Annotated in this window: 25 protein-coding genes; 17 read left to right on the top strand and 8 right to left on the bottom strand. The window is 68.8% G+C overall.

What is annotated here, in order from left to right; genetic code table 11:
• Nucleotides 1-239 precede the first annotated feature (239 nt).
• A complete protein-coding gene (locus tag AC07U4_RS10340; protein WP_495195362.1) occupies nucleotides 240-1,313 on the top strand; it encodes an AI-2E family transporter in 1,074 nt (357 codons plus the stop codon).
• Nucleotides 1,314-1,319: 6 nt separating this feature from the next.
• On the opposite strand, the gene AC07U4_RS10345 is transcribed toward AC07U4_RS10340, so the two are convergent.
• Nucleotides 1,320-1,838: a YceD family protein gene (locus AC07U4_RS10345; RefSeq protein ID WP_038664118.1), complete on the bottom strand. Its 519-nt coding sequence runs from the start codon at nucleotides 1,836-1,838 to the stop codon at nucleotides 1,320-1,322.
• Nucleotides 1,835-2,341: a ubiquinol-cytochrome C chaperone family protein gene (locus tag AC07U4_RS10350; protein ID WP_245640728.1), complete on the bottom strand. Its 507-nt coding sequence runs from the start codon at nucleotides 2,339-2,341 to the stop codon at nucleotides 1,835-1,837. Before AC07U4_RS10350 ends, AC07U4_RS10345 begins: the two co-directional genes overlap by 4 nt.
• Nucleotides 2,342-2,464: 123 nt before the next feature.
• Here AC07U4_RS10350 and AC07U4_RS10355 point away from each other — a divergent pair, with 123 nt between their 5' ends.
• From AC07U4_RS10355 to AC07U4_RS10380, 6 genes are all read left to right on the top strand, one after another.
• Entirely contained in the window at nucleotides 2,465-2,959 is a 495-nt protein-coding gene (locus tag AC07U4_RS10355) for an outer membrane protein assembly factor BamE (protein WP_038667428.1), read from the top strand.
• Nucleotides 2,960-3,343: 384 nt separating this feature from the next.
• Complete coding sequence (locus AC07U4_RS10360; protein WP_495195363.1) at nucleotides 3,344-4,705, top strand: glycosyl transferase family protein; 1,362 nt, start codon at nucleotides 3,344-3,346, stop codon at nucleotides 4,703-4,705.
• A 266-nt stretch (nucleotides 4,706-4,971) separates the two neighbouring features.
• Complete coding sequence (locus AC07U4_RS10365) at nucleotides 4,972-5,757, top strand: hypothetical protein (RefSeq protein ID WP_495195364.1); 786 nt, start codon at nucleotides 4,972-4,974, stop codon at nucleotides 5,755-5,757.
• Nucleotides 5,758-5,797: 40 nt separating this feature from the next.
• Nucleotides 5,798-6,712, top strand: a complete 915-nt coding sequence (locus AC07U4_RS10370) for a sulfite exporter TauE/SafE family protein (protein WP_038664111.1) — start codon at nucleotides 5,798-5,800, stop codon at nucleotides 6,710-6,712.
• Nucleotides 6,709-7,479, top strand: a complete 771-nt coding sequence (locus AC07U4_RS10375) for a TIGR02186 family protein (RefSeq protein ID WP_495195365.1) — start codon at nucleotides 6,709-6,711, stop codon at nucleotides 7,477-7,479. Before AC07U4_RS10370 ends, AC07U4_RS10375 begins: the two co-directional genes overlap by 4 nt.
• A gap of 68 nt (nucleotides 7,480-7,547) precedes the next feature.
• The gene (locus tag AC07U4_RS10380) at nucleotides 7,548-9,230 is read left to right on the top strand and encodes an ATP-binding protein (RefSeq protein ID WP_038664108.1); all 1,683 of its coding nucleotides are present in this window, start codon (nucleotides 7,548-7,550) and stop codon (nucleotides 9,228-9,230) included.
• A 30-nt stretch (nucleotides 9,231-9,260) separates the two neighbouring features.
• Here AC07U4_RS10380 and AC07U4_RS10385 read toward each other — a convergent pair whose 3' ends face one another.
• Nucleotides 9,261-10,727: a M23 family metallopeptidase gene (locus AC07U4_RS10385; RefSeq protein ID WP_495195366.1), complete on the bottom strand. Its 1,467-nt coding sequence runs from the start codon at nucleotides 10,725-10,727 to the stop codon at nucleotides 9,261-9,263.
• A 204-nt stretch (nucleotides 10,728-10,931) separates the two neighbouring features.
• On the opposite strand from AC07U4_RS10385, the gene AC07U4_RS10390 reads away from it, so the two are divergent.
• The 6 genes from AC07U4_RS10390 to AC07U4_RS10415 all read left to right on the top strand — a co-directional run bounded on the left by AC07U4_RS10390 (nucleotide 10,932) and on the right by AC07U4_RS10415 (nucleotide 16,679).
• The gene (locus AC07U4_RS10390) at nucleotides 10,932-13,412 is read left to right on the top strand and encodes a helicase-related protein (protein WP_495195367.1); all 2,481 of its coding nucleotides are present in this window, start codon (nucleotides 10,932-10,934) and stop codon (nucleotides 13,410-13,412) included.
• Entirely contained in the window at nucleotides 13,405-13,695 is a 291-nt protein-coding gene (locus AC07U4_RS10395) for an RNA-binding S4 domain-containing protein (protein WP_038664100.1), read from the top strand. Before AC07U4_RS10390 ends, AC07U4_RS10395 begins: the two co-directional genes overlap by 8 nt.
• A gap of 96 nt (nucleotides 13,696-13,791) precedes the next feature.
• Nucleotides 13,792-14,133, top strand: a complete 342-nt coding sequence (gene fdxA / locus AC07U4_RS10400) for a ferredoxin FdxA (protein ID WP_038664097.1) — start codon at nucleotides 13,792-13,794, stop codon at nucleotides 14,131-14,133.
• Nucleotides 14,134-14,349: 216 nt separating this feature from the next.
• Nucleotides 14,350-14,883: a CarD family transcriptional regulator gene (locus AC07U4_RS10405; RefSeq protein WP_038664094.1), complete on the top strand. Its 534-nt coding sequence runs from the start codon at nucleotides 14,350-14,352 to the stop codon at nucleotides 14,881-14,883.
• A gap of 324 nt (nucleotides 14,884-15,207) precedes the next feature.
• Nucleotides 15,208-15,927 carry a head GIN domain-containing protein gene (locus AC07U4_RS10410; protein WP_495195368.1) on the top strand — a complete coding sequence of 240 codons (720 nt, stop codon included), beginning with the start codon at nucleotides 15,208-15,210 and terminating at the stop codon, nucleotides 15,925-15,927.
• Between the two features lie 20 nt (nucleotides 15,928-15,947).
• Nucleotides 15,948-16,679, top strand: a complete 732-nt coding sequence (locus tag AC07U4_RS10415; RefSeq protein WP_495195369.1) for a GIN domain-containing protein — start codon at nucleotides 15,948-15,950, stop codon at nucleotides 16,677-16,679.
• A gap of 28 nt (nucleotides 16,680-16,707) precedes the next feature.
• Here AC07U4_RS10415 and AC07U4_RS10420 read toward each other — a convergent pair whose 3' ends face one another.
• Nucleotides 16,708-17,109 (bottom strand): DUF1489 family protein, encoded by a 402-nt coding sequence (locus AC07U4_RS10420; protein WP_038664089.1) that lies wholly within the window; start codon nucleotides 17,107-17,109, stop codon nucleotides 16,708-16,710.
• Nucleotides 17,110-17,125: 16 nt separating this feature from the next.
• Entirely contained in the window at nucleotides 17,126-18,529 is a 1,404-nt protein-coding gene (mgtE, locus tag AC07U4_RS10425) for a magnesium transporter (protein WP_495195370.1), read from the bottom strand.
• 124 nt (nucleotides 18,530-18,653) lie between these two features.
• Between mgtE and AC07U4_RS10430 the strand changes: the two genes are divergently transcribed.
• Nucleotides 18,654-19,109: a peptidylprolyl isomerase gene (locus tag AC07U4_RS10430; RefSeq protein ID WP_038664083.1), complete on the top strand. Its 456-nt coding sequence runs from the start codon at nucleotides 18,654-18,656 to the stop codon at nucleotides 19,107-19,109.
• Nucleotides 19,110-19,228: 119 nt separating this feature from the next.
• Here the strand turns inward: AC07U4_RS10430 and AC07U4_RS10435 are convergent, their stop codons facing one another.
• Entirely contained in the window at nucleotides 19,229-20,116 is an 888-nt protein-coding gene (locus AC07U4_RS10435; RefSeq protein WP_038664080.1) for a LysR substrate-binding domain-containing protein, read from the bottom strand.
• A 255-nt stretch (nucleotides 20,117-20,371) separates the two neighbouring features.
• Here AC07U4_RS10435 and AC07U4_RS10440 point away from each other — a divergent pair, with 255 nt between their 5' ends.
• Nucleotides 20,372-22,663 (top strand): CDC48 family AAA ATPase, encoded by a 2,292-nt coding sequence (locus tag AC07U4_RS10440; RefSeq protein WP_495195371.1) that lies wholly within the window; start codon nucleotides 20,372-20,374, stop codon nucleotides 22,661-22,663.
• A 132-nt stretch (nucleotides 22,664-22,795) separates the two neighbouring features.
• Here the strand turns inward: AC07U4_RS10440 and AC07U4_RS10445 are convergent, their stop codons facing one another.
• Together AC07U4_RS10445 and AC07U4_RS10450 are read right to left on the bottom strand one after the other, a co-directional pair.
• A complete protein-coding gene (locus AC07U4_RS10445; protein WP_495195854.1) occupies nucleotides 22,796-24,034 on the bottom strand; it encodes an MFS transporter in 1,239 nt (412 codons plus the stop codon).
• A 64-nt stretch (nucleotides 24,035-24,098) separates the two neighbouring features.
• Nucleotides 24,099-24,422 (bottom strand): antibiotic biosynthesis monooxygenase family protein, encoded by a 324-nt coding sequence (locus AC07U4_RS10450; RefSeq protein WP_495195372.1) that lies wholly within the window; start codon nucleotides 24,420-24,422, stop codon nucleotides 24,099-24,101.
• A 180-nt stretch (nucleotides 24,423-24,602) separates the two neighbouring features.
• Here AC07U4_RS10450 and AC07U4_RS10455 point away from each other — a divergent pair, with 180 nt between their 5' ends.
• Together AC07U4_RS10455 and AC07U4_RS10460 are read left to right on the top strand one after the other, a co-directional pair.
• A complete protein-coding gene (locus tag AC07U4_RS10455; RefSeq protein WP_137899717.1) occupies nucleotides 24,603-25,214 on the top strand; it encodes a class I SAM-dependent methyltransferase in 612 nt (203 codons plus the stop codon).
• Nucleotides 25,215-25,303: 89 nt separating this feature from the next.
• Entirely contained in the window at nucleotides 25,304-25,789 is a 486-nt protein-coding gene (locus tag AC07U4_RS10460) for a MarR family winged helix-turn-helix transcriptional regulator (RefSeq protein ID WP_038664068.1), read from the top strand.
• Nucleotides 25,790-25,802 lie beyond the last annotated feature (13 nt).

Genomic DNA, 25,802 nt, shown 5'->3' on the forward strand with positions numbered 1-25,802 from the left:
CGCTCGTCCCTCTGCGCCTTTGCGCGCGGATCTGGTCAGGACCACGCTCGTGGTACGCGGTGACCGTCCCACAGGCGCAAGCTCTCCGCGCCTCCGCGCCTCCGCGCGAACCAAATCTTCCTTCTTCTTCGTGCCTTCGCGCCTTTGCGTGATTCACCGCAGGACCGAGACGGACCCGAAACGGTCCTGACGGGTTCTTGCCCCGGTCCGCACGGGGACGGACGACGAAGGGGAATGACGTGATCGATAGACGACGGCTCGAATCGGGCGGGCTGATCCTGTTCCTGGCGCTGATCACCGGCGGGCTGTTGCTCGTCGTGTCGTCGTTCGTCGCGGCGCTGCTGTGGAGCCTGCTCGCGGCGATCCTGTTCCAGTCGCTGTTCCACTGGCTGCTCGCCAAGATGCCGGGGCGGCGCAACTGGGCGGCGGCGGCGACGTTGCTGATCATCCTCGTCGCGGTGATCATCCCGGCGCTGGCGATCACCGGGATGGTCGTCGACCAGTCGGCCGGCGTCTATGCCAAGGTGCAGAGCGGCCAGATCGATTTCGCGCGCTATTTCGAACAGGTGCACGACGCGCTGCCGCAATGGGTGCAGCATCCGCTCGACCGCGCCGGGCTCGGCAGCTTCGACACCGCACAGGCGCGGATCGCGCAGGGCCTTCGCAGCAGCTTTCAGTCGATCGCGTCGCAGGCGCTGTCGATCGGGCGCAATGCCGCGGCGTTCCTGCTCGCCTTCGGCGTCGGGCTGTACGTCACCTTCTTCCTGCTGCGCGACGGCGACCAGCTCGGCCCGGTGATCCGCGACGCGCTGCCGCTCGAGCGGCCGGTCGCCGACCGGCTGATCGACAAGTTCGTCGCCGTCGTCCGCGCGACGATCAAGGGGTCGGTCGTCGTGGCCCTCGTGCAGGGTACGCTGGGCGCGGTGACCTTCTGGATCGTCGGGGTGCCGGCGGCGTTGCTCTGGGGTCTGCTGATGGCGCTGGCGGCGCTGCTGCCGGCGATCGGGCCGGCGTTGGTATGGGTGCCGGTCGCGATCTACCTGCTCGCCATCGGCGCGGTGTGGCAGGGCGTCGTGGTGATCGTCTCGGGCGTCGCGGTGATCGGACTCGCCGACAATATCCTGCGGCCGATCCTCGTCGGGCGCGATACCGGCATCCCCGACTGGCTGGTGCTGGTGACGACGCTCGGCGGCATCGAGGTGGCGGGGATCAGCGGCATCGTCGTCGGCCCGCTGGTCGCGGCGCTGTTCATCACCGGGTGGCAGATCCTCACCGAGCAGCGTCATGGCGGGCGCGGGGCGGAGACAGCGTAGGGGGCGCTACCCCTTGCCCAGCAGCGACTTGAGGTCCTGCAACGGGCTGTACGGGCGATGATCGTCCTCGCTGATCACGCCGGCCTCGCGCAGCACTGTCTCGGCATCCGGACTGCGCGGGAAGGGATCGAGCGCCAGCGCCATCGTCTCCGCCGCCGCCTCGCCGAGGTCGACCGCGCCGCCCTCGATCTCGACCGTGTCGAGCGCGCCGGCGTCGAGCTCGACCTCCTCCTGCTCGTCGAGCGCCTCGACGAACAGCAGCGCGACCGGCTCGTCGATCGTCGCGTCGAGCGGCACGTCGGTGACCGAACAGGCCTGGACCACCGCGCCGGTGACGCGGCCGCGCACGACGATCCCCGCCGCCTCGCGCTTGACCCGGAGCGTGGCGTCGAGCCGTTCGACCGACAGCACGCCGAAGCGCACCGCCAGTGCCGCCCGTTCGGCCTCGGTCGCGGCGATGCGCACCTCTCGCTCGCCCGCGCCGATCGCATCGAGTCGTTCCGGGCGGCTGAATTCGGGGGTCATGGCAGGTCTCCGGCAACGAGGCGGTCGAGCGGGGCGGTGGCGAGCGCGTCGTGCAGCGCGGTCAGATCGGCGGCGACCGCGGCCAGCGCCTGCGGCGCAGGCGCCGCGCCGCGATAAAGGTTGCGGACCAGCGCCGGGCCGAGATCGCCGCTCGCCAGCCCGTCGCGATAGGCGCCGATCCGGCCGCCGAGCATACTCATCATCTTGCCGATATGCTTGCCGACGACGATGTCGCCGATGCCCATCTGGCGCAATTGCCCGTCCATATCGTCGACGAACCGCTCGGTGAGATGCGCCGACAGCGCCGCCGCGGCGGGCTCGCGCTCCAGCCGCAGCAGCACCATCGCCAGCACCGCGGCGATCATGTCGAAGCGGCCGTCGACCGTGTCTGGTACGCCGCCGGCCAGATACCAATGTTCGGCGCGTCCGCGCGTCACCACCGCATTGTACAGCGGCAACGCCTCTTCACGGCGTTCGCCAAACAATCGTCCCCACCAACCCACGGCATATCCTCACCATTCGCGCCAACATGGCCCCGGCGCTTGAAGCCCGCCCGTGCTTCGCATATCGAGGCGATCGGCGGGCGATGCAATCGACATGGCGTGGCGCTGCCGCTGGAGATAGTGATGAGCGTATCCTTTGCCCGTATCGGCCTCGGGCTGACCCTCGGGCTGACCGTCGCCATGGGCGCCTGCGCGCCGCTGCGGTCGCATCAGGGCTATATCATCGATGCCGATCTGGTGAATTCGGTGCAGCCGGGTGTCGACAACCGCCAGTCGGTGGCGAGCACGCTCGGCCAGCCGACGATCGCCAGCCAGTTCGGCACGCGCGACTGGTATTATGTCGCGCGCGACAGCCGCAACCTCAACTTCCAGAAGCCCAAGGCGAAGGACCAGATCGCGCTGAAGATCAGCTTCGATCCCAACGGCACGGTCAAGTCGGTGACGCGCACCGGCGTCGAGCAGATCGCCAGCATCGATCCATATGGCAAGACGACGCCGACGCTGGGTCGCAAGCGCGGCTTCTTCGAGGATCTGTTCGGCAACATCGGCACGGTCGGTGCTGCGGGTGCGGGTGGCGGCGCGGGCCGCGGCACCGGCGGCGGTCGCGACACGCCGTAACCCGCCCAGCACGTTGGCCGCGCCGCCTGCTACGCATCGGCGCGACCGTGCCGTGCTTGGACCGGCACTGATCCCGAAAGGGGAAAAGGGATCAGTGGCGAGTAACGCGCCGACCACGGAATGGTTCGCACCGTTACTGCGAGCCGGCGCGATTTATGTGGGCGGCAGGACCGGTCCGGCACCGCTCGCGTGACCCATATTTCCCGCCCCGTCAGGCATCTTATTGATAATTCGAGATAAGCATGCCGCCGTATTGCGATTTGCATGAAGGATTGGCCGTTCGGCCTCAATATTCCTAATGGCTTGACGAATTCTCCTTGCTCAAAAGCATCCGTTGCGGATGTTGTCGCCTAGAAATGCGGGGCGGGGGTCTTGGATTTTCTGATGGTCGTCTTGGACGGCGCCGTGCGCGAGTCGATGTTGTTCGCGGCGACCTGGTTCCTGATCGGCGGGGTCGACGATCTTGGTGTCGACCTCTGCTTTTTCGTCGATCGGCTGCGGCACTGGCAGGCACCGCGCCGGTGGGTGAGCGATCTGCCCGAACGGGCGGTGCCCGCATTGTTCGCGATATTCGTCCCGGCCTGGCGCGAGGAGGCGGTAATCGGGGCGATGCTGGCGGCGACGACCTCGCGGTTCGGTGATTCCGGCTATCGCGTGTACGTCGGGGTCTATCCCAACGATCCCGCGACGATCGAGGCGGCGCAAGGATTTGCCGAACGTGATCCACGCATCCGTGTGATCGTCGGTCCGCGCGATGGTCCGACGACCAAAGCGGATTGCCTCAATATCTTATGGGCTGCGCTGGAACGGGACGATGCCGCGGCGGAGCGGCCGACCGAGGCGATCGTCATCCACGATGCCGAGGACGTGGTTCATCCGGCGGAACTGCGGGTCTTCGACGCATTGTTGCGGACCTATGCGGTGGTGCAGGTGCCGGTATTGCCGCTGATCCGATCGGGATCGTTGGTGTCGGGCCATTATGCCGACGAATTCGCCTACGCGCATGGCATGCAGCAGCCCGTGCGCGCGATGTTGGGTGCGCCCTTGCCGCTGGCGGGAACCGGGTGCGCGATCCGCACCGACGTCCTCGGCGAGATCGCCGTCGAGCGGGGCGGCGCGCCGTTCGATGCGTCCTGCCTCACTGAGGATTACGAACTCGGCCTCCACGTCGCCGGCCGCGGCGGCGGCGTCTGCTTCGCGCGGATATGGGACCCGTGCGATCGCAGCCTCGTCGCCGTGCGGGCCTATTTCCCCGAGACGTTTCAAACCGCGATCCGGCAGAAGGCGCGGTGGATGACCGGCATCGCCCTTGCCGGCTGGGACCGGATCGGCTGGGGCCTGCCGGGGGCGCTCGCCGACCATTGGATGCGGATGCGTGACCGGCGGGCGCTGATTTCGGTGGTCGTGCTCGGCGTCGCTTATGGCGCGATACTGTTGTGGGCGGCGGTAGCGACGGCGCATTGGCTGAGCGGCGTTCCCGATACCGGGCAGCATATCGCCGGCTGGTTGTGCTGGACGACGACGCTGCTGCTCGGTTGGCGCGTGGCGGTGCGGATCGTGTGCACGACAAGCGCTTACGGCTGGCGCGAAGGCTGCCGGTCGGTGCCGCGGGTCCTCGTCGCCAATCTGATAGCCTTGCTCGCCACCCCTCTGGCGCTGCGCCGCTACGCGCTGTTCCTGCGCGGAGACTCGCCGGTATGGGACAAGACGGTCCACGCCTTTCCCGACATCGATGCGCTGGGATGAAGGTCAGCCGGCCGTTCCGGTTCCTGCTGCTGTGGCTCGGGTTCTGGGCGGGGATGCGGGTGACGGACGTGTGGCGCCGGGCGGTCACGGAGCGATCGGAAATGGCGGTGGACGTTGGTCGCGAACGGCGCGTGGGGAGCCCTTCCCGCAAGAGGCGAAGACTATCGGGTGACGCCGGGGCGTCTTTGGCTGCTTCGGAGCAGGCGGCGTCACAATCCCATTCGCGTGCGGGCGTGTACCCAAAGCCGGACATCGCGGCCGGCGTCATGCGGGCACGTCAGGAGGTGCAGGGGCCATACCCGCCGGACGAGATGACGCTGGTGCCGACACCGTTCCCGGCCATCGCGTCGCGCGCCTTCTCGCAGGATCGCAACGCCGTCATACCCGTGGCAAGGCTGGAGATGGTCGCCCTGCCGCCGCCGATCCGCAATCGGCTGGCCGGCAGCGGTTGGCTGATCGTCCGCGCCGGCGGCGGTGAGGCGCACGTGCCGGCAAGCCAGCTCGGCGGATCGCAGGCAGGAATGCGGCTGACCTATCCTCTCGACGGCGCGCAACGCGTCGCGGTGTCCGCGCGGGTGTCGACGCCGCTCGCGGGGCCGGGCAGGGAGATCGCGCTGGGGATCGACTGGCAGCCGACGCATGCGCCGATCCATGTCCTTGCCGAACAGCGCTTCTCGATCGATGGCGCTGCGAGCGGGCCGATGCTCGGGCTGGTCGGAGGGTTCGGGCCGATGCCGGTCCAACGCGATCTGATGGTGGAAGGCTATGGCCAAACCGGCGTGGCCGCGCGGCGCGACGTCGGTTTCTTCGCCGACGGCGCGATTCGTGCCGCGCATCCGTTGGGCGCGATCCGCGGCATCGCGATCGATGCCGGCGCCGGCATCTGGGGCGGCGTTCAGCCCGGTGCGGAACGGTTCGATATCGGGCCGACGATAGGGCTCGACCTGCCCTGCGAACCCCGCATCCGCGTCGCCGTCGACTGGCGGCAGCGGGTCGCCGGCCGGTCGCGGCCGGGTTCGGGTCCGGCTTTGTCGCTCGGCAGTGGGTGGTGACGGCTGGTCGGCAGCCGCCAGCCGCGTATAAAGCCGCCCCGTGGACGTCTATCTTCCCATCGCCAATCTGTCGGTCAACGCGCTGGTCATCGTGCTGCTCGGCGGCGGCGTCGGGCTGTTGTCGGGGATGTTCGGGGTCGGCGGCGGCTTCCTCACCACGCCGCTGCTGATCATCTACGGCATTCCGCCGACCGTTGCCGCCGCCTCCTCGGCGAGCCAGGTCACCGGCGCGAGCGTCTCGGGAGTGATCGCGCATTTCGGCCGCAACGGCGTCGACACCAAGATGGGCGGGGTGCTCGTCGCGGGCGGCATCGTCGGCAGCTTCGCCGGCGCGTGGATCTTCCGCCTGCTGCAGGCGAGCGGACAGATCGATACCGTGATCGGCATCGTCTACGTCGTCATGCTCGGCTCGATCGGCACGCTGATGGCGCGCGAATCGATCGGTGCGATCGGCGTCGCGCGCGGCCGGCGGCCGATGAAACCGCGCAAGCGCCGCCATCATCCGCTCGTCGCCGCGCTGCCGCTGCGCACGCGCTTCTACGCCTCGGGCCTCTACATCTCGCCGCTGGCGCCGCTGCTGCTCGGCTTCGGGACGGGTATCCTCACGATCCTGCTCGGCATCGGCGGCGGCTTCATCCTGGTGCCGGCGATGATCTATCTGCTCGGCATGGCGACCAGCGTCGTCGTCGGCACCTCGCTGTTCCAGACCCTGTTCGTCACCGCGGTGGCGACGATGGTCCACGCGCTGACGACCAAGGCGGTCGACATCGTGCTTGCCGGGCTGCTGCTGATCGGGTCGGTGATCGGCGCGCAGCTCGGCGCGCGGTTCGCGACCAAGGTGAAGCCCGAATATCTCCGCCTCGCGCTGGCGATCATGGTGCTGCTCGTCGGCCTGCGCATCCTGCTCGGCCTCGTCTGGCGGCCGGAGGAGATCTTCACGGTCGAGCTGACGTGAGGCGCTGGCTGCCGTTCGCCGCGCTGCTGCTGTCGGCGCAGGCACCCGCCCCGGCCGACAAGCCGGTGCTCGTCCCCGACGTGTCGCAGCGCGACATCGAGATCGCCTACAGTTTCACCGGCGCCGAATTGCTGCTCTTCGGCGCCATCCTCTACCCCGGCGGCCGCCTGCCGCGGGGCGAGGCGCCGACCGACATCGTCGTTGTCGTGAAAGGACCGACGCAGCCGGTGCTGGTGCGCGAGAAGAAGAAGGTCGCCGGCATCTGGGTCAATGCCGAGCATCAGCGCTACAGTTCGGTGCCGAGCTTCTATGCGCTCGCCTCGTCGCGGCCGATCGAGCGCATCGTCGACGAGCGCACCCGCGCGATCTACGAACTCGGGCTCGACAGCCTGCAATTGTCGCCCGGATCGAATAGCGCGATCACGGTCGAACAGGGATTCCAGCGCGGGCTGGTCGATCTCAAGCGGCGCGCCGGCCTGTATTTGGAGGCACCGCATGCTATCGAGATCAGCGAGGGCGTGCTGTATCGCGCCCGGCTGACCATCCCGGCGCGCGTGCCGGTCGGGCGGTTCACCGCGGAGACCTTCCTGATCCGCGACGGCCGCGTGCTCGCCGCCGCGGTGCGCGAGATCGATATCCGCAAATCGGGATTCGAGCGCTTCGTCGCACGCGCTGCCGAGCGCCGGTCGATCCTCTACGGGCTGGCGGCGGTGGTGCTGTCGGTCGGTCTCGGACTTGCCGCCGGGTGGATCGCGCGGCGGATATAACATGCGATGACGGTATCTTAACGGCTCCCGGCTAGCGCTCGGCGGACGATGGACAGGATGCTGCCGCAATGACCGAAATGCCCGGCCCGAGCGTATTCGCGGGTGCGACGCCCCTTTCGGCCGCTGCCGCGGTCGGCCACGGCGCCGGGCCGGCGGCGATCGGCTGCGTCCTGGCGGTCGCCGGCGGCGGCAGCCGCGTGCTGTTCGATCGCAACGCGCTCGAGCTCGTCGCGCAGGATGCCGATCCGGTGGTCGCCACCGCCGGGCAGGTCGGCGGCCAGATCAAGATGCGCGTCGGCGGCGCATGGCTGATCGCCAACATCCGCAGCCTGGTGCTGGACGGCGCCGGCAACGACTGGGTCGCGGCCGACATCGACTTCCTCGGCGAGGGCGACGAGGAGCGGCTGACCGGCAAGCTTTACCATTTCCGCCGCGGCGTGACGCGCTATCCGATCCCCGGCTGCGACGTGTTCGCGATCACCACGCGCGACCTCGAACAGATCTATTCCGCCGCCGACCAGCCGCACATCAAGATCGGCACCGTCTATCCGACCCGCGACGTGCGCGCCTCGCTGTACGTCGACGCGATGCTCGGCAAGCATTTCGCGCTGGTCGGGTCGACCGGCACCGGCAAGTCGACCGCCGCGGCGCTGATCCTCCACCGCATCTGCGAACTGGCGCCGCAGGGCCATGTCGTGATGATCGATCCGCATGGCGAATATGCCGCGGCGTTCCGCACCAATGGCGCGATCTACGACGTCAACAATCTCGCCATGCCCTATTGGCTGATGAATCTCGAAGAGCATTGCGAGGTGTTCGTCACCGCCTCCGCCGCGGATCGCCAAGCCGACAGCGACATCCTCGCCCGATGCCTGCTGATGGCGCGCGCCAAGAACCGGCTGGGGCAGGAGATCGCCAAGCTGACCGTCGACGCGCCGATCCCCTATCTGCTCAGCGACCTCACCAACATCATCAGCGCCGAGATGGGCAAGATGGATCGCGCCGGCGACACCTCGCCCTATCTGCGGCTCAAGAGCCGGATCGACGAGATCAAGGCCGATCCGCGCTACAGCTTCATGTTCTCGGGGATGCTGGTCGCCGACACGATGGCCGACTTCCTCGCGCGCATCTTCCGCATGCCCGGCGGCGGCAAGCCGATCTCGATCATCGACGTGTCGGGCGTGCCGTCGGAGATCACCTCGGTGGTGGTCGCGGTGCTCAGCCGGATGACGTTCGACTTCGCGATCTGGTCGCGTAACGAGCCGCAGCGGCCGATCCTGCTCGTCTGCGAAGAGGCGCACCGTTACATTCCAAGCAGCGCGCGCGACGAGGGACGCAACGCTTCGGTCGGGCGCATCCTCGGCCGGATTGCCAAGGAGGGGCGCAAATATGGCGTCAGCCTGGGGTTGATCACGCAGCGGCCGTCCGACCTGGAGGAGGGCGTGCTGTCGCAATGCGGCACGATCATCGCGATGCGGCTCAACAACGAGCGCGACCAGGCGTTCGTCCGCGCGGCGATGCCCGAGGGCGCCCGCGGGTTCCTCGATTCGATCCCCGCGCTGCGCAACCGCGAATCGATCATCTGCGGTGAGGGCGTCGCGGTGCCGATCCGGGTGAGCTTCGACGCACTCGAGGAGGGCAAGCGGCCGGCATCGGGCGATCCGCTGTTCTCTGCGCTATGGCGCGACGCGGGCGGCGAGGATGCGATCATCCAACGCACCGTCCTGCGCTGGCGCGCGCAGGGGCGGTAACGCAAATTCCTCCTCCTTGCGGGGGAGGACTTAAGAGGTATGCCCCGGTTTCACCGCCAGCAGTCCCGCGACGCGCGCCTTGAAGCGGCGCAGGCTCTCGCCGGACAGCGCCTGGACGCTCGCGAACGAGATCAAGCGCGGGTTGATCGTCTGGCCGTTGCGCCAGACCTCCCAATGGAGATGCGGCCCGGTCGACAGGCCGGTCGAGCCGACATAGCCGATCACCTGTCCCTGGCGGACGTGCTCGCCGCGCGCCACCGCGATCCGGCTCATGTGGCCATAGCCGCTGGCGAGGCCGCCGCCGTGGACGAGCTTGACGAAATTGCCGTAGCCGCCCGACCGGCCCGCGCCCTGGACGACGCCGTCGAGCGCGGCGAAGATCGGCGCTCCATAAGGCGCGCCGATGTCGAGCCCCTTGTGCATCTTGAGATAGCCGAGCAGCGGATGCATGCGATAGCCGAACGACGAGGTGATCCGGCCCGCCACCGGCATGCCCATGAAGCCGCGGCGTTCGCTCTGGCCGTGCGCGTCGAACCATGACGGTTTGCCGTCGCCGTCCCAGCGCACCAGTTGCACCTTGCGGCGGCCCTGATCGATGCCCGCATAGAGCAATTCGCCCAGCCGCACCTCGCCGGTGGCGGCACGCTGCTGTTCGACGATCAGGTCGAAGCCGTCGGCGGCGGTGACGTCGCGGCCGATCGATAGGCGGGTGGCGAGCGCCTTGATATAGCTTTCGACGACACGCGCCGGCGCACCGGCGGCACGCGCCGAGCGATAGAGGCTGGACCCGACGAGCCCCTGGATGCGCAGCGGCGTGCTGTCGACCGCGATCGGCTTGCGGGTCATGGCGAGGCCGCCGACGCCGCGATCGAGGCTGAGCGCGAGATCGAAACGCGCGCGCAGCGCCAGTTTGTCGAGCGGGCGCGCCACCGTCTTCGCCGGTCGCCGCCCGAGGGTCAGCGCGATGCGCGTTCCCGGCGCGATGTCGCCGAGCGTCACCGCCTGCGCGACCAGCCCGGCGGCGGCGCGCGCGTCGTTGCGGCCGACGCCGGCGCGCATCAGCACATGGTCGAAATCGTCGCCTTCGCCGAGCGTCGCGTTGAGCTCGACGATCGGGCGTTCGGGGGCTTCGGCAAGCGGCGCGACGAGGTCGTTCGCCGCCATGCGGTGGCCGGTGTCCCCGCCCCAGGCGAGCGGCGCGATCGCCAGCGCGCGGCTTTCCTCGAGCGCGGTGCCGGCGAGCGGTGCGGGGGTGGCGCCGGTCAGCGGCATGATACCGGGAGCGAGCGCCCAGACCGCGCCGATCAGCGTCCCGAAGGTGGCGAGGCCGCGCCACCAATCACCGCTGCCGATCTGCGCGCCGAGGTCGGGCGTCCAGTCGCGCCCGCGCAGCCGCTCGATCGGCCCGAGCCGGCGCGGTACGGCGAGCGCGCGGCCGAACGGCCGGGCGGCGGTGCCGCCGGCGAGATCGAAACCCTGATCGGTGCGCAAGAACACGCGGGAAGGCGCCTCATCGTGGAATTGGTCGCCGATCGTCCCCCGGCGTCGGGTCGCAGCACTGTGGGGGGCAAAGTCTAAAGTCAAATTAACCGGGGGGTGCGGTGCGGTGGACGGGTTCGCCGGTGCGGTGGGGGGGAATTGGGGTCGCCCCGCTTGCTTTGCCTCATTGCGCGATCGGTCGCGACACCCGATGTTGCCCCCATGAAAGCGGCGGTCACCGCGGTCCTCGGGCCGACCAACACGGGCAAGACCCATCTCGCCGTCGAGCGGATGTGCGCGCATTCGAGCGGGATCATGGGCTTTCCGCTCCGCCTGCTGGCGCGCGAGGTCTACGACCGCGTCGTCAAGCTGAAGGGCGTCGACAGCGTCGCGCTCGTCACCGGCGAGGAGAAGATCGTCCCGCCCAATGCGCGCTGGCATCTGTGCACGGTCGAATCGATGCCCGAGCACGACGCCGCCTTCGTCGCGCTCGACGAGGCGCAGCTCGGCACCGATGCCGAACGCGGCCATGTCTTCACCGACCGGCTGCTGCGCCGGCGCGGGCGCGAAGAAACGATGATCCTCGGGTCCGAGGCGCTGCGGCCGATGGTGCGCGCACTGGTGCCCGATGCCGAGATCATCGTCCGGCCGCGTTTCTCGAAGCTGACCTATGCGGGCGCCAAGAAGATCAGCCGGCTGCCCAAGCGCTCGGCGATCGTCGCATTCAGCGCCGAGGAGGTCTATGCGGTCGCCGAGATGCTGCGCCGCTTGCGCGGCGGTGCCGCGGTGGTGATGGGCGCGCTGTCGCCGCGCACGCGCAACGCGCAGGTCGCGATGTTCCAGGCGGGCGAGGTCGATTATCTCGTCGCCACCGATGCGATCGGCATGGGGCTCAACATGGACGTCGCGCACGTCGCCTTCGCCGGCCTCAGCAAGTTCGACGGTCGCCGCAGCCGCCGGCTGACGGTGGCGGAAATGGCGCAGATCGCCGGCCGCGCCGGCCGCCACCAGCGCGACGGCACCTTCGGCGGCGTCACCGAGGAGGGGCCGGGCGCGTTCCTGCCCGAGGAGGTGTTCGCGATCGAGGAGCATCGCTTCCCGCGCATCGAACAGCTCTACTGGCGCAACGGCGAACCCGACTACGCCAGCGTCGATGCGCTGATCGCCAGCCTCGAACGGCGGCCCGAGCCGGGCGTGCTGCTCGCCGCGCCGCAGTCGACAGATCTCGCCGTGCTCAAGCGCATGGCGGACGAGACGTGGGTGCGCGATCGCGCGCGGCATCCGGCGATGGTCAAACGATTGTGGGCGGCGTGCGGCCTGCCCGATTTCCGCAAGCTCGGCCTCGACCCGCATACGCGCTTCGTCAGCCGCATCTTCGGCTATCTCAGCGAAGGCCGCGGCGTCGTGCCGAACCAATGGTTCGCCGACGAGGTGACACGGCTCGACACGATCGCCGGCGACGTCGAGACGATCGCCGGGCGGATCGCCGCGATCCGCAGCTGGGCCTATATCGCGCAGCGCCCCGACTGGCTCGCCGACCCCGCCGCGGGCGCTGAGCGGACCAAGACGATCGAGGAGCGATTGTCCGACGGGCTCCACGCCAGCCTGACGCAGCGTTTCGTCGACAAGCGCACGACCGCGCTGATCCGCCAGATCGGCGCCGACGCGTCGCTGCTGCCGGTGGTGATCGGGCCGGAGGGCGAGGTGCTGGTCGAGGATCATCCGATCGGGCGGCTCGACGGCTTCCGCTTCACCGTCGACCCCGCGGCGCGCGCGACCGACCGCCGGCTGCTGCTCGCCGCGGCGGAAAAGCATCTCAGCGGCGAGCGGCGTCGGCGCGGCGAGGCGCTGGTCGCGGCGGAGGACGCGGCCTTCACCCTGGTCGACGACGCGATCGTGTGGAACGGCCATGCGATCGCGCTGCTGACGCCGGGGCCGTCGCTGGCGCGGCCGCTGCTCAAGCTCGATCGCGATCTCGACTGTCTCGCGAGGCCGCAGCGCGAGGCGGTGGCGGCGCGGGTCAACGGCTGGTTCGCGGCGATACTCGGCCGGCATCTGCCGGCGCTGGTCGCGCTCGCCGAGGCGGCGCGCGATCCGCAGGCGACGCCGGCGCTGCGCGTCGTCGCGGGCGAGCTCGAAGCAGCGGGCGGGCTGATACCGCGGCTCGCGCTGCACGAATCGCTGGACGCGCTGACGCAGGACGAGCGCAAGCGGCTGCGCCGGATCGGCATCACGATCGGCGCGCTCGACCTGTTCGACCCGCGCCTGCTCAAGCCCGGCGCGGCGCGCTGGCGGCAGGCGCTGCTCGGCGTGCGCGGCAAGCGTCACGTGCTGCCGCGCGAGGGAGCGACGGTGTTGCCGCGCGGCGTGCCCGGCGCGCAGCTCGCCACCGGTTACCGCCCGCTCGCCGCGCAGGCGGTGCGCGTCGACCTCGTCGAGCGGATCGCGCGCGCTGCGCACGACGCGCGGCAGGGGCGCAAACCGTTCGCGCCCGATCCCGCGCTTGCGACCTCGATGGGGATCACGGCGGCGACGCTGGAGCGGCTGATGGCCGAACTGGGGTTCCGCACCGTACGTGGCGAGGCGGAAGCGCCGCCCGCCTGGGTGTGGCGCGGCCGCCGGCCGCCGCAGCGCGCCGAGCGGCCCGCGCCGTCGCCGACGGGGGCTTTCGCCGCGCTGGCGGCATGGAGCGGCCATGGCTGACACTATGCGGATCGACATGTTCCTGTGGTTCGTGCGGCTCGCCAAGACGCGCAGCCTCGCGCAGGACCTCGCCTGCGACGGCCGCCTGCGCATCGACGGGCGGCGAATCGAGCGCAGCGCGGCGCCGGTGCGGGTCGGCAATATCCTCACCTTTGCGCTGCACGACCGGGTGCGCGTGCTGCGCGTCGAGGCGCTGCCGACGCGGCGTGGACCGGCGCCCGAGGCGCAAAGCTGCTATCAGGAACTGGCTGCAAACGTGTCGCAACCGAACGGCTTCGATTGACGCGGGGGGGAACGCGGCATAGCAGCCTCGCGTTCATACCCGGCTTCTTTCGAGCCGATGCACTCTAGCCGGCGCACAGGGCCGCAAGGAACCAGAATGACCTACGTCGTTACCGATGCCTGCATCCGCTGCAAGTATATGGACTGCGTCGAGGTGTGTCCGGTCGACTGCTTCTACGAGGGCGAGAACATGCTCGTCATCAATCCCAGCGAGTGTATCGACTGCGGCGTGTGTGAGCCCGAATGCCCGGCCGAGGCGATCCTGCCCGACACCGAGAGCGGGCTGGAGCAATGGCTGGAGCTCAACACGACTTTCTCGGCGCAATGGCCCAACGTCACGCGCAAGCTCGACCAGACGCCGCCCGACGCCGATGCGATGAAGGGCGTCGAGAACAAATATGAGCAATTCTTCTCGCCGGAGCCGGGCGCGGGCGACTGAGCGATCCGAATCGGGTTCGATCGTGCAGGGTAAGTCAGTCCAACTGGCTTATCCACGCTGGTAATTTTGTTGCGACTGTGTTAAAAGTGTCCACGACGGGCATGATGAGTCCTGCCCGTCAGGAGACACTCGTACCAACCATCCTCGCCGTCCGGACCCGCGGGTATCCCGCCCCGGACGATCCTCGCGACGGATGCGATCCAGAAAGGCCCGTTCATGGCTGCCAAGGCATTGTCCTTCGATGTCGGTGATTACGTTGTTTATCCGAAGCATGGCGTCGGCCGTGTGATCGAGCTGCAGAAGCAGGAGATCGCCGGTACCAGCCTCGAGCTGTACGTGCTGCGCTTCGAGAAAGAGCGGATGACGCTCCGCGTCCCCACCAACAAGGCCGAATCGGTCGGTATGCGCAAGCTCTCGTCGGACAAGACGATGCGCGAGGCGATGGAAACGCTCAAGGGCAAGCCCAAGGTGAAGCGCACCATGTGGTCGCGCCGCGCGCAGGAATATGAGGCGAAGATCAATTCGGGCGACCTCGCGTCGATCGCCGAAGTGGTCCGCGACCTGTTCCGCGCCGACGACCAGCCCGAGCAGAGCTATTCGGAGCGGCAGATCTTCGAGGCGGCGTGCAGCCGACTCGCCCGCGAACTCGCCGCGATGGAAGAGGTCGACGAGCCCAAGGCACAGGAGAAGATTCTCGACATCCTCCGCGCCGCAGCCGCGATCTACAACAAGGAGAAGGTGCCGGCGTAAGCTGCGCATCGTTCCGGCGAAGCAAGAGGGCGGTCCCGCGGGGCCGCCCTTTTTCTTTGGGGCGGGTGTTGCGCTACGCGACGGCAAGGCGATCGTTCCGATCGATCGAATCTCCAGACCGATTCCGTCACCCCGGCCTCGTGCCGGGGTCCCGCTTCTTTCGACGGTGCGAAGAAGCGGGATGCCGGATCAAGTCCGGCATGACGAAAGATATTGAGGTCGTTGAGGCAGTCCAATGGATCATACGTGCCCTGCTCCCGGAGCGAAACCTTGCCATTGCCGCCTGCGTGTATTATTAAAGCAATACACAAGGAGGGTTGAAGAATGCAGGCGGTCGCATTTGTCATGGTCGGCGCGATGCTCGCCGGCTGCTCGATGGGGCAGGACGACGGCCCCGGCGTCACGCCGACCGGCAGCGGCACCACCCGCAGCTACGCCGTCACGGACTTCTCCAAGATCGATCTGACCGGCAGCGACGAGGTCGAGGTGCGCGCCGGCAAGGCATTCTCGGTCCGCGCCGAGGGCAAGCCCGAGGATCTCGACACGCTGCGCATCGCGATGGACGACGAGACGCTGGCGATCGGGCGCAAGCGGTCGTTCCGCTGGGGGCACGGCGGCAAGGTCACCGTCTATGTGACGCTGCCGCGCCTGACGGAGGCGAGCATCGCCGGATCGGGGACGATGGCGGTCGACCGCGTGTCGGGCGACGCGTTCAAGGCGGACGTGCGGGGATCGGGCGATCTGAACATCGCCGCGCTCATGACCGACCGCGCCGAGGTCTCGATCGCCGGGACCGGGAACGTCCGCGCCGGTGGCGCGGTCAAGGATCTGGCGGTCGAGGTCGCGGGCACCGGTAGTCTCGATGCCGCCGGGCTGCGCGTCGAGCGTGCCGACGTCTCGGTCACCGGCACCGGCGACGTGCGCGCTGCGGTATCCGGAATCGCGAAGGTGCAGGTCGCCGGGACGGGCGACGTCGATCTCGGCGCGGCGGCGCGCTGCTCCGTGTCGAACACGGGCACCGGCTCGGTGCGCTGCGGGCGCTAACGTCGATAAGCCGTAAGTCCTTGCCGCACCGGCAAAGCGGTGCGACGCTCGGCGCGATGATCCGTCTGCTCGCCCTGCTGCTGCTCCTGCCCTCGGCGGCGATGGCCGAAGAGCGCCGCGTCGCGCTCGGCAGCTTCGAGCGGGTGCGGATCAATGGTGCGTTCGAGGTGACGATCACCACCGGATCGCCCGGCGCCACGGTGATCGGCGATCGCGGCGTGATCGGTGACATCGACCTGCGCGCCGAGGGCACGACGCTGACCGTGCGTCAGACCAGCACCGGCCGCTGGGGCGAGCAGCGGCAGGCGACCGCGAGGGTGCCGGTCCGTATCCTGCTCGCGACGCCGCGGCTGAGCGGGATCACGGTGAACGGCGGCAGCAAGGTGACGGTGGCGCGGCTGGTCGGGTCGCGCGTCGACCTCTCCGCTGCCGGCACCGGCACGATCGAGGTCGCCGCGGTGCAGGCGGACCAGCTCATCGTGCAGCTCGCCGGCGACGGCAGGATCGGCCTCGCCGGCCGCGCCACCGCGATGCGGCTGGTCGCCAGCGGCGCGGGCACGATCGACGCGGCGGGGCTGGAGGCGAACGACCTCGACCTGCATCTCGACGGCCCGGGCACGGTGCGCGCACGCGCGCGCTACACCGCGCTGGTGGCGAGCAGCGGGCTGGGGGCGGTGACGGTGGCGGGGCGCCCGAAATGCAGGGTCATCGCCGCCGCCGGCGCGCCGGTGACGTGCGGCGCGGCGGAATAGGGACGGCGGGTGTGGCCGCGCGCGTCGTTCAGATCAGCGCCAGTTCCGCCAGCCGGCCGACCAGTGCCGGCGGCATCGCCGCGAGCCCGTCGGTCTCGCCGCCGAGGTCGGCCGGCGCATCCGCCGCTTCGAGATAGCGCCAGCCCTGATGCGCGCGCTTGGGGCGCGCCTGGACCAGCACCAGCGCCGGGTCGATGTGGATCGCGACGCGGCCGCCCTCCGCCTCGCCGAAACCGAGGATCGCCGAGCGCGCGACCAGCTGGTGCTTCAGGATCCAGAACAGCGAGCCCTGGCCCGCGACCTCCTCGTGCCGCTTCGGCAGATAGCGGGTGGTGAGGAACACCGGTCCGTCGGCGGCGCGCAGAGCAAGGCGTTCGGCGAGATGCTCGACACTGGTCGCGCCGAAGGCCACTTTCGTCAGGTGCAACATGGACGTGCGATGTGGGTCAGGCGTGCAGTCCCCACAAGGTCGCCAGACCCAGGAACGAGAAGAAGCCCATCGTATCGGTCAGCGTCGTCACGAACACCGCCGAGGATACCGCGGGATCGATGTTCATCCGGTCGAGCGTCACCGGCACCAGCACGCCGCCGAGCCCCGCGGTGATGTTGTTAGTGAACATCGCCGCGGCGATGACCAGCGCGAGGTCGGTGCGTCCGAAGACGATGAACGTGCCGAGCCCGATCAGCACGCCGAGCGCCAGGCCGTTGGCGGCGGCGATGCGCAGTTCGCGGAACACCATCCAGCGCGTGTTCGAATCGGTCAGCTGGTTGGTGGCGATCGCGCGGACGACGACGGCGAGCGTCTGCGTGCCGGCATTGCCGCCCATCCCCGAGACGATCGGCATCAGGATGGCGAGCGTTGCGAAACCGGCGATCGTGCTTTCGAACAGGCCGACCACCGACGAGGCGATCATCGCGGTGCCGAGATTGACCACCAGCCACATCAGCCGCGTCCGTACGGTCAGCCGGATCGGCTCGTTGATGTCGCCGTCACCCGCGCCGGACAGCAGCAGCGTATCCTCGCCCGCCTCTTCCTGGATGATGTGGACGATGTCGTCGACGGTGATCATGCCGACGAGGCGATTGGCCGAATCGACCACCGCGGCGCTGATCAGCGCATATTTCTGGAAGCGGAGCGCGACCTCTTCCTGATCCATGTCGACCGGGATCAGCGTCTGCTCGCGCTTCATCACGTCGGCGATGGCGATATTGCCCGGCGTACGCAGGATCCACGACAATTGGCAGGTGCCGACCGGGTGATGGCCGGCGTCGACGACGAAAATCTCCCAGAAGTCGGTGGTCAGTTCCTCGTGGCCGCGCAGGAATTCGATCGCGTCGCCGACCGTCCAGTGATCGGGCACCGCGATCAGCTCGCGCTGCATCAGGCGGCCGGCGGATTCCTCGGGATAGGACAGCGCCTCCTCGATCGCGGCGCGATCGTCGGGGTCGAGCGCGCGCAGCACCGCGCGCTGGTCCGCCTCTTCCATGTCCTCGATGATCGCGACGGCGTCGTCGGTATCGAGTTCGGAGGCGAGGTCGGCGACCTCGGTCGGCGTCAGCGCATCGATCAAATCCTCGCGGACGTAATCGTTCATCTCCGCGAAGACGTCGGCGTCGAGCAGGTCCTTGAGCGCCTTGGCGAGCCGCCCGCGATCCTCGTGCGGGGTCAGCTCGAACAGGTCGGCGATGTCGGCGGGATGGAGCGGCTCGACCAAGGCGCGCGCCGCCTCGTCGTCGCCGTCGGCGACCGCGTCGCGCACCGCATCGACGAATTCGGGACGCAACCGGTCGTCCTCGTCCAGCTCGTCTTGTTCGGGGGCGGGGGCCTCGGGAAGTTCGGTCTCGCTCATCGCTGCCTCCTCCCGGCGTTGTCCGCTCGCGCTCTACCGCGCTGCGGCACGATTGGCCACCCTCGCGGATTTGCCCTTCGGCGTCAGCGATACTACCTGCACGTCAACCATAAGAGGACGAACCATGGCCGATACGTACAATACCCTGACGCTGACGCTCGCGGACGGCGACGTCACGATCAAGCTGCGCCCCGATCTCGCGCCCAATCACGTCGCGCGCATCGCCGAGCTGGCCAACGAAGGCTTCTACGACGGCGTCGTCTTCCACCGCGTCATCCCCGGCTTCATGGCGCAGGGCGGCGACCCCACCGGCACCGGCACCAGCGGATCGGACAAGCCGAACCTCAAGCAGGAATTCAGCAAGGAACCGCACGTGCGCGGCGTCTGCTCGATGGCGCGGACCAGCGATCCCAATTCGGCGAACAGCCAGTTCTTCATCGTCTTCGACGATGCGCGCTTCCTCGACAGCCAATATACCGTCTGGGGCGAGGTCACCGACGGCATGGAGCTGATCGACGCGCTCCCCAAGGGCGAGCCGCCGCGCGAGCCGGGCAAGATCGTCAAGGCCCGCGCCGAGTAAGCTGCCTCCCCCTCCCCGGCACGGGGAGGGGGACCGCGCCGCGGGCGTGCCGTTCGTGGAAGCCCCCTTCCGTCAGTGCTGACGCGCTGCCACCTCCCCGTGCCGGGAAGGAACGAGGTTCATACCTCGCCCAGCGTCTGGATCAGCCAGTCGTGGAACATGCGGACCGGACGCTGGTGCAGCGCGCGCGGGCGGCAGACGAACCAGTAACTGTACGGGCTCTCCACGACGATATCGAACAGCCGCACCAGCCGCGGATCGCGCGCCTCCTGGAAGTGGCTCTCGTGCATGAAGGCGACGCCGAGCCCCTGGGCCGCCGCCTCGAGCATCAGCGCACCCGAATCGAAATAGTCGATCGCCAGCGGTTCGATGCCGGGATCGACCTTCGCCGCGTCGCGCCAGGCGGTGAAATTGTCGGGCATCTCGCGGTGGATCAGCGCGGTGAGGCGGGAGAGCTGCTCGGGCCGCGTCACCGGGTCCGGCCCGTCGAGCAGCGTCCTGGCGCCGATCACATAGACCGAATTGCGATCGAGCCGCTTGGCATAGAGTGTCGGCTCGATCTCGCGCGACAGCGCGATCACCGCGTCCAGCCCCTCGCCGAGCCGTGCGACGCCATGGCCGGCGGTATCGATGTCGAGATGCAGTTCCGGATGCGCCGCACGCAATTCACCCAGCCGCGGAAACAGCCGTTGCGACGCGAACAAGGGCAGGATGCCGAGCCGCAGCCGCAACACCTCGACCGTGCCGGTCATCGCCTCGACCGCGTCGGACAGGCTGTCGAGCACCGGCGCGATCTGGCCGAGCAGCCGTTCGCCATCGGCGTTGAGCACCATCGCCTGATGCCGGCGTTCGAACAACGGCCTGTCGATAAAGCGTTCCAGCGACTGGACGCGTCGGCTGAGCGCCGGTGCCGACAGCGCCAGTTCGGTGGCGGCGGCCTTGACCGATCCCAGTCGCGCGACCTGGACGAATGCCTCGATCGCGCCAAGCGGCGGCAGTCTGCGCATGACGATCCTCTCCTTGCATCCGTTCCTGACCGATCACGCCGACGAATGCAACTTCTGCAATCGTAACGTATCTTTTCGCACTTGCAACATAAAGCTGCGGACGACAAAAGGGACGGGCCTTTCAGGCATCCTCTCCTAAAACTTTCACGGGCCGGCCCTTCGGGACTGGCCCTTTTTTTGGTTCGGCGCGCGGTGGCGCAGGCGGAACCGTCTTCCTATCTCGCACGCTCGAAACGGTTTCGAGGATCAACGTGCATGGCCGATAGCGATTCCACCACCCGCAAGATCCAGGTGGCGAACAGCCGTCCGGAAGATTCCGGCCGCGGCTTGGCGCATTTGCCGCGTAGCCTGATGGCGGCGCTGGGGGTGGGCGAGGGCGACGTCATCGAGATCGTCGGCAAGCAATCGACCCCGGCACGCGCGGTCGGCCCCTATACCGAGGACGAAGGCATCGAGGTGCTGCGCATCGACGGTCTGCAGCGCGCCAATGCCGGCGTCGGCGCGGGCGATTTCGTCGAGGTGCGCAAGGTCGAATCCAAGCCGGCGACGCGCGTCGTCTTCGCACCGGCGCAGGCGAACCTGCGCCTGCAAGGCCAGCCGCAGGCGCTCAAGCGCACCTTCTTCGGCCGGCCGTTGTGCCAGGGCGACGTCGTCGCGACCGCGGGGCACCAGCGCGTCGGCAACATGCCGCCGGGCATCCAGCAGTTCATGAACGCGCCCGCTTATGCCTTGCAGGAGATCCGCCTCGCGGTCGTCTCGGCGAGCCCCAAGGGCGTCGTCCATATCGACGAGAATACCGAGATCGAGCTGCGCCCCGAATATGAGGAGCCGACGCAGCGCCGTGCCGACGTCACCTATGACGATATCGGCGGCATGGCGACGACGATCGACCAGTTACGCGAGATGGTCGAACTGCCGCTGCGCTATCCCGAGCTGTTCGAGCGGCTGGGGGTCGAGCCGCCCAAGGGGCTGCTGCTCTATGGCCCGCCGGGGACGGGCAAGACGCGGCTCGCGCGCGCGGTCGCCAATGAGAGCGATGCCAGTTTCTTCCTGATCAACGGGCCGGAGATCATGGGCTCCGCCTACGGCGAATCCGAAGGCCGGCTCCGCGAGATCTTCGAGGAGGCGGCCAAGTCGGCGCCGTCGATCGTCTTCATCGACGAGATCGATTCGATCGCCCCCAAGCGCGGCAACGTGCAGGGCGAGGCGGAGAAGCGCGTCGTCGCGCAGCTGCTGACGCTGATGGACGGGCTCGAATCGCGCGCCAATCTCGTCGTCATCGCCGCGACCAATCGGCCCGAGGCGATCGACGAAGCGCTGCGCCGGCCGGGCCGCTTCGACCGCGAGATTGTCGTCGGCGTGCCCGACGAGCGCGGCCGACGCGAGATCCTCGGTATCCATACGCGCGGCATGCCGCTGGGCGACAAGGTCGATCTCGCTGAGCTGGCACGCACCACCTACGGCTTCGTCGGCGCCGATCTCGCCGCGCTGACCCGCGAGGCGGCGATCGAGGCGGTGCGGCGGATCATGCCGAAGCTCAACCTCGAGGAGCGGACCGTGCCACCCGAGGTGCTCGATACGCTGTCGGTGACGCGCGAGGATTTCCTCGGTGCGCTGAAGCGCGTCCAGCCGTCGGCGATGCGCGAGGTGATGGTCGAGGCGCCGCGCGTGCGCTGGGAGGATGTCGGCGGGCTCGATGCCGCGCAGACGCGGCTCAAGGAGGGCGTCGAACTGCCGCTCAAGGACCCGGACGCGTTCCGGCGACTGGGTATCCGGCCGGCGAAGGGCTTCCTGCTCTACGGCCCTCCCGGCACCGGCAAGACGTTGCTCGCCAAGGCGGTCGCGCGCGAGGCGGAGGCGAATTTCATCGCCACCAAATCCTCCGATCTGCTGTCGAAATGGTATGGCGAGAGCGAGCAGCAGATCAGCCGGCTGTTCCAGCGCGCGCGTCAGGTCGCGCCGTGCGTGATCTTCATCGACGAACTCGACAGCCTCGTGCCGGCACGAGGCTCGGGGGCGGGCGAGCCGCAGGTCACCGAGCGCGTGGTCAACACGATCCTCGCCGAGATGGACGGGCTGGAGGAGCTGCAATCGGTCGTCGTGATCGGGGCGACCAATCGGCCCAATCTGATCGATCCGGCGCTGCTGCGGCCGGGGCGGTTCGACGAATTGGTGTACGTCGGTGTTCCCAACACCGAGGGGCGACGGCGCATCCTGTCGATCCAGACGCAGAAGATGCCGCTCGCCGGCGACGTCGATCTCGATCGGGTGGCGAAGCGGACGGATCGCTTCACCGGTGCCGATCTGGAGGACGTGGTGCGCCGCGCCGGCCTGATCGCGCTGCGCCGGTCGCTGCAGTCGACCGAGGTGACGATGGCCGATTTCGAGGAGGCGCTGACCGAATCGCGGGCGAGCGTCACCCCCGAGATGGAGAAGGATTACGAGCAGATCGCCTCGCGCCTGAAACAGGATGCGGCGGCGATCCAGCCATTGGGCTTCATCTCGCCCGGCCAGTTGCAGAGCCGCGGCGGCAAGGCGGACGTGTAAGGTCCTCCCCGGGACGGGGAGGTGGCGCCGCGAAGCGGTGACGGAGGGGGACGTCCACAGGCGTTGCGCTCGCGGTGATCCCCCTCCACCGCGGCCTGCGGCCGCGGTCCCCCTCCCCGTGCCGGGGAGGAATTAGATGCGCTCCTTCAAGCTCGCCCATGCGTAGCCGAACAGCAGCAGCAGCGCGGCCGCCGCCGTCAGATACGGCAGCGGTCGCGCGATTTCGTACAGCCCGACGCCGATCGACGGACCGAGCACGAAACTGGCGCCGTTGACGCTGGTCACCTTGCCCGCGACCGAACCCTGCGCCGCCGGGCCGACCGCGAGGCTCGATCCGGCGGTGAAACCGGGGCGGGTGAAGCCGAAGCCGAGATTGGCGAGCGCATAGGCCGTGGCGATGCCGTACAGCGACGTCGCCACCCCGGTCAGCGCGACGCCCGCCGCCGCCAGTATCAGGCCGGTCAGCACTAGCCGGCGCGGGCTGAGCCCGAGTAGCGGGATTACCCCCCATTGCACCAGCAGCGCCGCGCCCGCGCCCATCATCAGCACGATGCCGGTCGGCTCGAGCGCCTGGGCGGGCGGGATCGCCAGCCGGTCGATCACCAGGAAGCCGATCGCCTGGCTGGTCATCGCCTGCGCGTGCCCCATCACCAGCCCGGCGATCATCCAGCCGCGCACGCGGCGGTCGAGATAGCCGACGCGCTCGGCGTGCGGTGCGGTGGCGGCGGCGACGCTCGCGCCGGTCGGTGCGCCGCCGATCGAGGGATAGGCGGACGACGCACCATGTTTGCGATTCCCCGCACGCCGGTCGTCGGGGAGCAGCGACCGCACCGCGATCCACACGCCGACGCCGAACAGCGCGAAGACGAAGGCGGGGCCGGCGAGCCCGATCTCGACCCCGCCGATCGTGCCGAGCAACAGATAGGGCGCGATCGCCGGGCCGAGGATGGTGCCGAGCCCGAACGCGCTCGCCAGCAGCGTCAGCGCGCGGGTGCGATCCTGCCGGCTCGTCTCGCCGGCGACCAGCGCCTGCACCGCCGGTGGCGCGGCCGAGCCGAACGTGCCGTAGATCAGCCGGCCGCCGATGAAGCAGCCGAACGCCGCGGTGCCGCCGATCCAGCCGTTGATCCCCGCCGCCAGGAACAGCCCGCACAGGCCGAGCGACACCGCGAAACCACCGACGCCGAGCAGGATCAGCGCGCGATGGCCATGCCGGTCGGACCGGTTCGCCCAGAACGGCGCGGCGATCACCCACAGCAAGGCCGACACCGAGAACGCCGCGGCCACCGCGCGATCGGCGACGCCGAGCGAGCGGCCGAGCGCCGGCAGGATCGACTGCAAGGCGGTATTGCCCGCCGCGATCGTCAGCATGACGAGGAAGAGCAATGCGAAATGTGGATCGATCGTGCGCGGGTCCGCCCTCACCTCTGTACCCTCACGGACGCGTCCAGGCATAGGCGCGCGTCGTCGTCGTCACCGTGACGCGATACCAATCGTACCAGCGCGCGCGGCCGCGTTTGCGGATCGTCACATGCTCGGGATGGTCGCGCCACGCCTCCGCGCTCGCGGTATCCGCCCAATAGCTGATCGTGATGCCGACCCCGTCGCCGTCGCGGACGCTGTCGACGCCGCGATAGCCGGGCTGTGACGCGGCCAGCGCGTCCATCGCCGCGGCGGCGGCATCGTAGCCCGCCGCATCCTCGCCGTTGCGCCGCGATACGAAGATCACCGCGACCTCGCCTTCATCCTCCCGCTGCATCGCCGCTCACCCCCCGTGCCGCCCCTTCCTACGCCTCCGTTCGGGCGGGGCAAGCGCGCACCGCTGCGATGAACCGCGTGGCCAAACGCAACCGTGTGTCTTGAAACGCGTTCGGAAAACGTGGCACGGGGTGTCACCCGCGTGTCGACGCGGGCCGATCACGAGAACGACAGGAACACGATGCCCAGTCCGACCACCGCCGCCCGGCGCAATTCCCGTCCTGCCGGCGTGCCGAGTCCGGTCGCGATGTTCTTCCAGGGGTTCCTCAAGCATCCGGTGATGGTCGGTTCGATCATCCCGTCGTCGGACAAATTGATCCGCAAGATGCTCGGCCCGGTCGACTGGAGCGCGTGCAAGCTGTTCGTCGAATATGGGCCCGGCGTCGGCACCTTCTGCCGCCCGATCCTCGAGCGGATGGCGCCGGACGCGACGCTGATCGCGATCGACACCAATGCCGACTTCATCCGCTATCTCGATCATACCATCACCGACTCGCGCTTCGTCGCGGTCGAGGGATCGGCGGCGGACGTCGAGCAGATCGTCCGCGACCACGGGCACGACCATGCCGATTACGTGCTGTCCGGCCTGCCCTTCTCGACGCTGCCCGCTGGCGTCGGCCCGGCGATCGGCGCGGCGACGCACCGCGTGATCCGCCCCGGCGGCGCTTTCCTCGTCTATCAATTCTCGCCGAAGGTGAAGGATTTCCTCACCCCGCATTTCGAGCGGATCGATCACGACATGGAATGGTGGAACGTCCCGCCCGCCCAGCTCTATTGGGCATGGAAGGATTGATCGCAAAACGCGACGATCGCGAAATTTAGCAACGTTTTCGGATGTGAATCCGCTTCCCTTTTATCCAAGGTTAAGTTAGCCCGTCCGTTATGGACGCACCCAAGCTCTCGTCTGCCTTGTTCCTGCACGATTCGGCGATCCGTCGCGGCATGGAATTGATGATCTTCGCCCAATCGCGGTTCGTCCGCAGCGCAGACGACAAGCTCGCCGAGATCGGCCTGGGACGGGCGCATCATCGCGCGATGTATTTCATCGGCCGCAAGCCCGACATCACCGTCGGCGAACTGCTCACCCTGCTCGGGGTCACCAAGCAATCGCTCGGCCGGGTGATGAAGGATCTGGTCGATCGCACCCTCGTCCAGATGCGTCACGGCGATCACGACCGCCGCCATCGGCTGCTGCGGCTGACCGACGCCGGCGAGGCGCTCGAACAGGCGCTGTACGAGGAACAGCGCGAGAAGATGGCGCGGGCCTATTCGCACGCCGGCCAGGAGGCGGTGGCGGGCTATTGGTCGGTGCTCGAGGCGCTGATCCCCGAGGCTTCGCGCGTCCATGTCGACGCATTGGGACGCTGAGGGGGCGGGGTAG

The organism is Sphingomonas sp. GW821-FHT02B09, assembly GCF_059421875.1.

What these genes read in the sequence shown, in the direction of transcription:
- AC07U4_RS10460 (WP_038664068.1), top strand. Translation starts at nt 25,304, where the DNA reads ATGGACGCACCCAAGCTCTCGTCTGCCTTGTTCCTGCACGATTCGGCG.
- AC07U4_RS10355 (WP_038667428.1), top strand. Translation starts at nt 2,465, where the DNA reads ATGAGCGTATCCTTTGCCCGTATCGGCCTCGGGCTGACCCTCGGGCTG.
- AC07U4_RS10455 (WP_137899717.1), top strand. Translation starts at nt 24,603, where the DNA reads ATGCCCAGTCCGACCACCGCCGCCCGGCGCAATTCCCGTCCTGCCGGC.
- AC07U4_RS10345 (WP_038664118.1), bottom strand. Translation starts at nt 1,838, where the DNA reads ATGACCCCCGAATTCAGCCGCCCGGAACGACTCGATGCGATCGGCGCG.
- AC07U4_RS10380 (WP_038664108.1), top strand. Translation starts at nt 7,548, where the DNA reads ATGACCGAAATGCCCGGCCCGAGCGTATTCGCGGGTGCGACGCCCCTT.
- AC07U4_RS10435 (WP_038664080.1), bottom strand. Translation starts at nt 20,116, where the DNA reads ATGCGCAGACTGCCGCCGCTTGGCGCGATCGAGGCATTCGTCCAGGTC.
- AC07U4_RS10365 (WP_495195364.1), top strand. Translation starts at nt 4,972, where the DNA reads ATGCGGGCACGTCAGGAGGTGCAGGGGCCATACCCGCCGGACGAGATG.
- fdxA (WP_038664097.1), top strand. Translation starts at nt 13,792, where the DNA reads ATGACCTACGTCGTTACCGATGCCTGCATCCGCTGCAAGTATATGGAC.
- AC07U4_RS10445 (WP_495195854.1), bottom strand. Translation starts at nt 24,034, where the DNA reads ATGCTGACGATCGCGGCGGGCAATACCGCCTTGCAGTCGATCCTGCCG.
- AC07U4_RS10395 (WP_038664100.1), top strand. Translation starts at nt 13,405, where the DNA reads ATGGCTGACACTATGCGGATCGACATGTTCCTGTGGTTCGTGCGGCTC.
- AC07U4_RS10360 (WP_495195363.1), top strand. Translation starts at nt 3,344, where the DNA reads ATGGTCGTCTTGGACGGCGCCGTGCGCGAGTCGATGTTGTTCGCGGCG.
- AC07U4_RS10410 (WP_495195368.1), top strand. Translation starts at nt 15,208, where the DNA reads ATGCAGGCGGTCGCATTTGTCATGGTCGGCGCGATGCTCGCCGGCTGC.
- AC07U4_RS10390 (WP_495195367.1), top strand. Translation starts at nt 10,932, where the DNA reads ATGAAAGCGGCGGTCACCGCGGTCCTCGGGCCGACCAACACGGGCAAG.
- AC07U4_RS10430 (WP_038664083.1), top strand. Translation starts at nt 18,654, where the DNA reads ATGGCCGATACGTACAATACCCTGACGCTGACGCTCGCGGACGGCGAC.
- AC07U4_RS10450 (WP_495195372.1), bottom strand. Translation starts at nt 24,422, where the DNA reads ATGCAGCGGGAGGATGAAGGCGAGGTCGCGGTGATCTTCGTATCGCGG.
- mgtE (WP_495195370.1), bottom strand. Translation starts at nt 18,529, where the DNA reads ATGAGCGAGACCGAACTTCCCGAGGCCCCCGCCCCCGAACAAGACGAG.
- AC07U4_RS10420 (WP_038664089.1), bottom strand. Translation starts at nt 17,109, where the DNA reads ATGTTGCACCTGACGAAAGTGGCCTTCGGCGCGACCAGTGTCGAGCAT.
- AC07U4_RS10405 (WP_038664094.1), top strand. Translation starts at nt 14,350, where the DNA reads ATGGCTGCCAAGGCATTGTCCTTCGATGTCGGTGATTACGTTGTTTAT.
- AC07U4_RS10440 (WP_495195371.1), top strand. Translation starts at nt 20,372, where the DNA reads ATGGCCGATAGCGATTCCACCACCCGCAAGATCCAGGTGGCGAACAGC.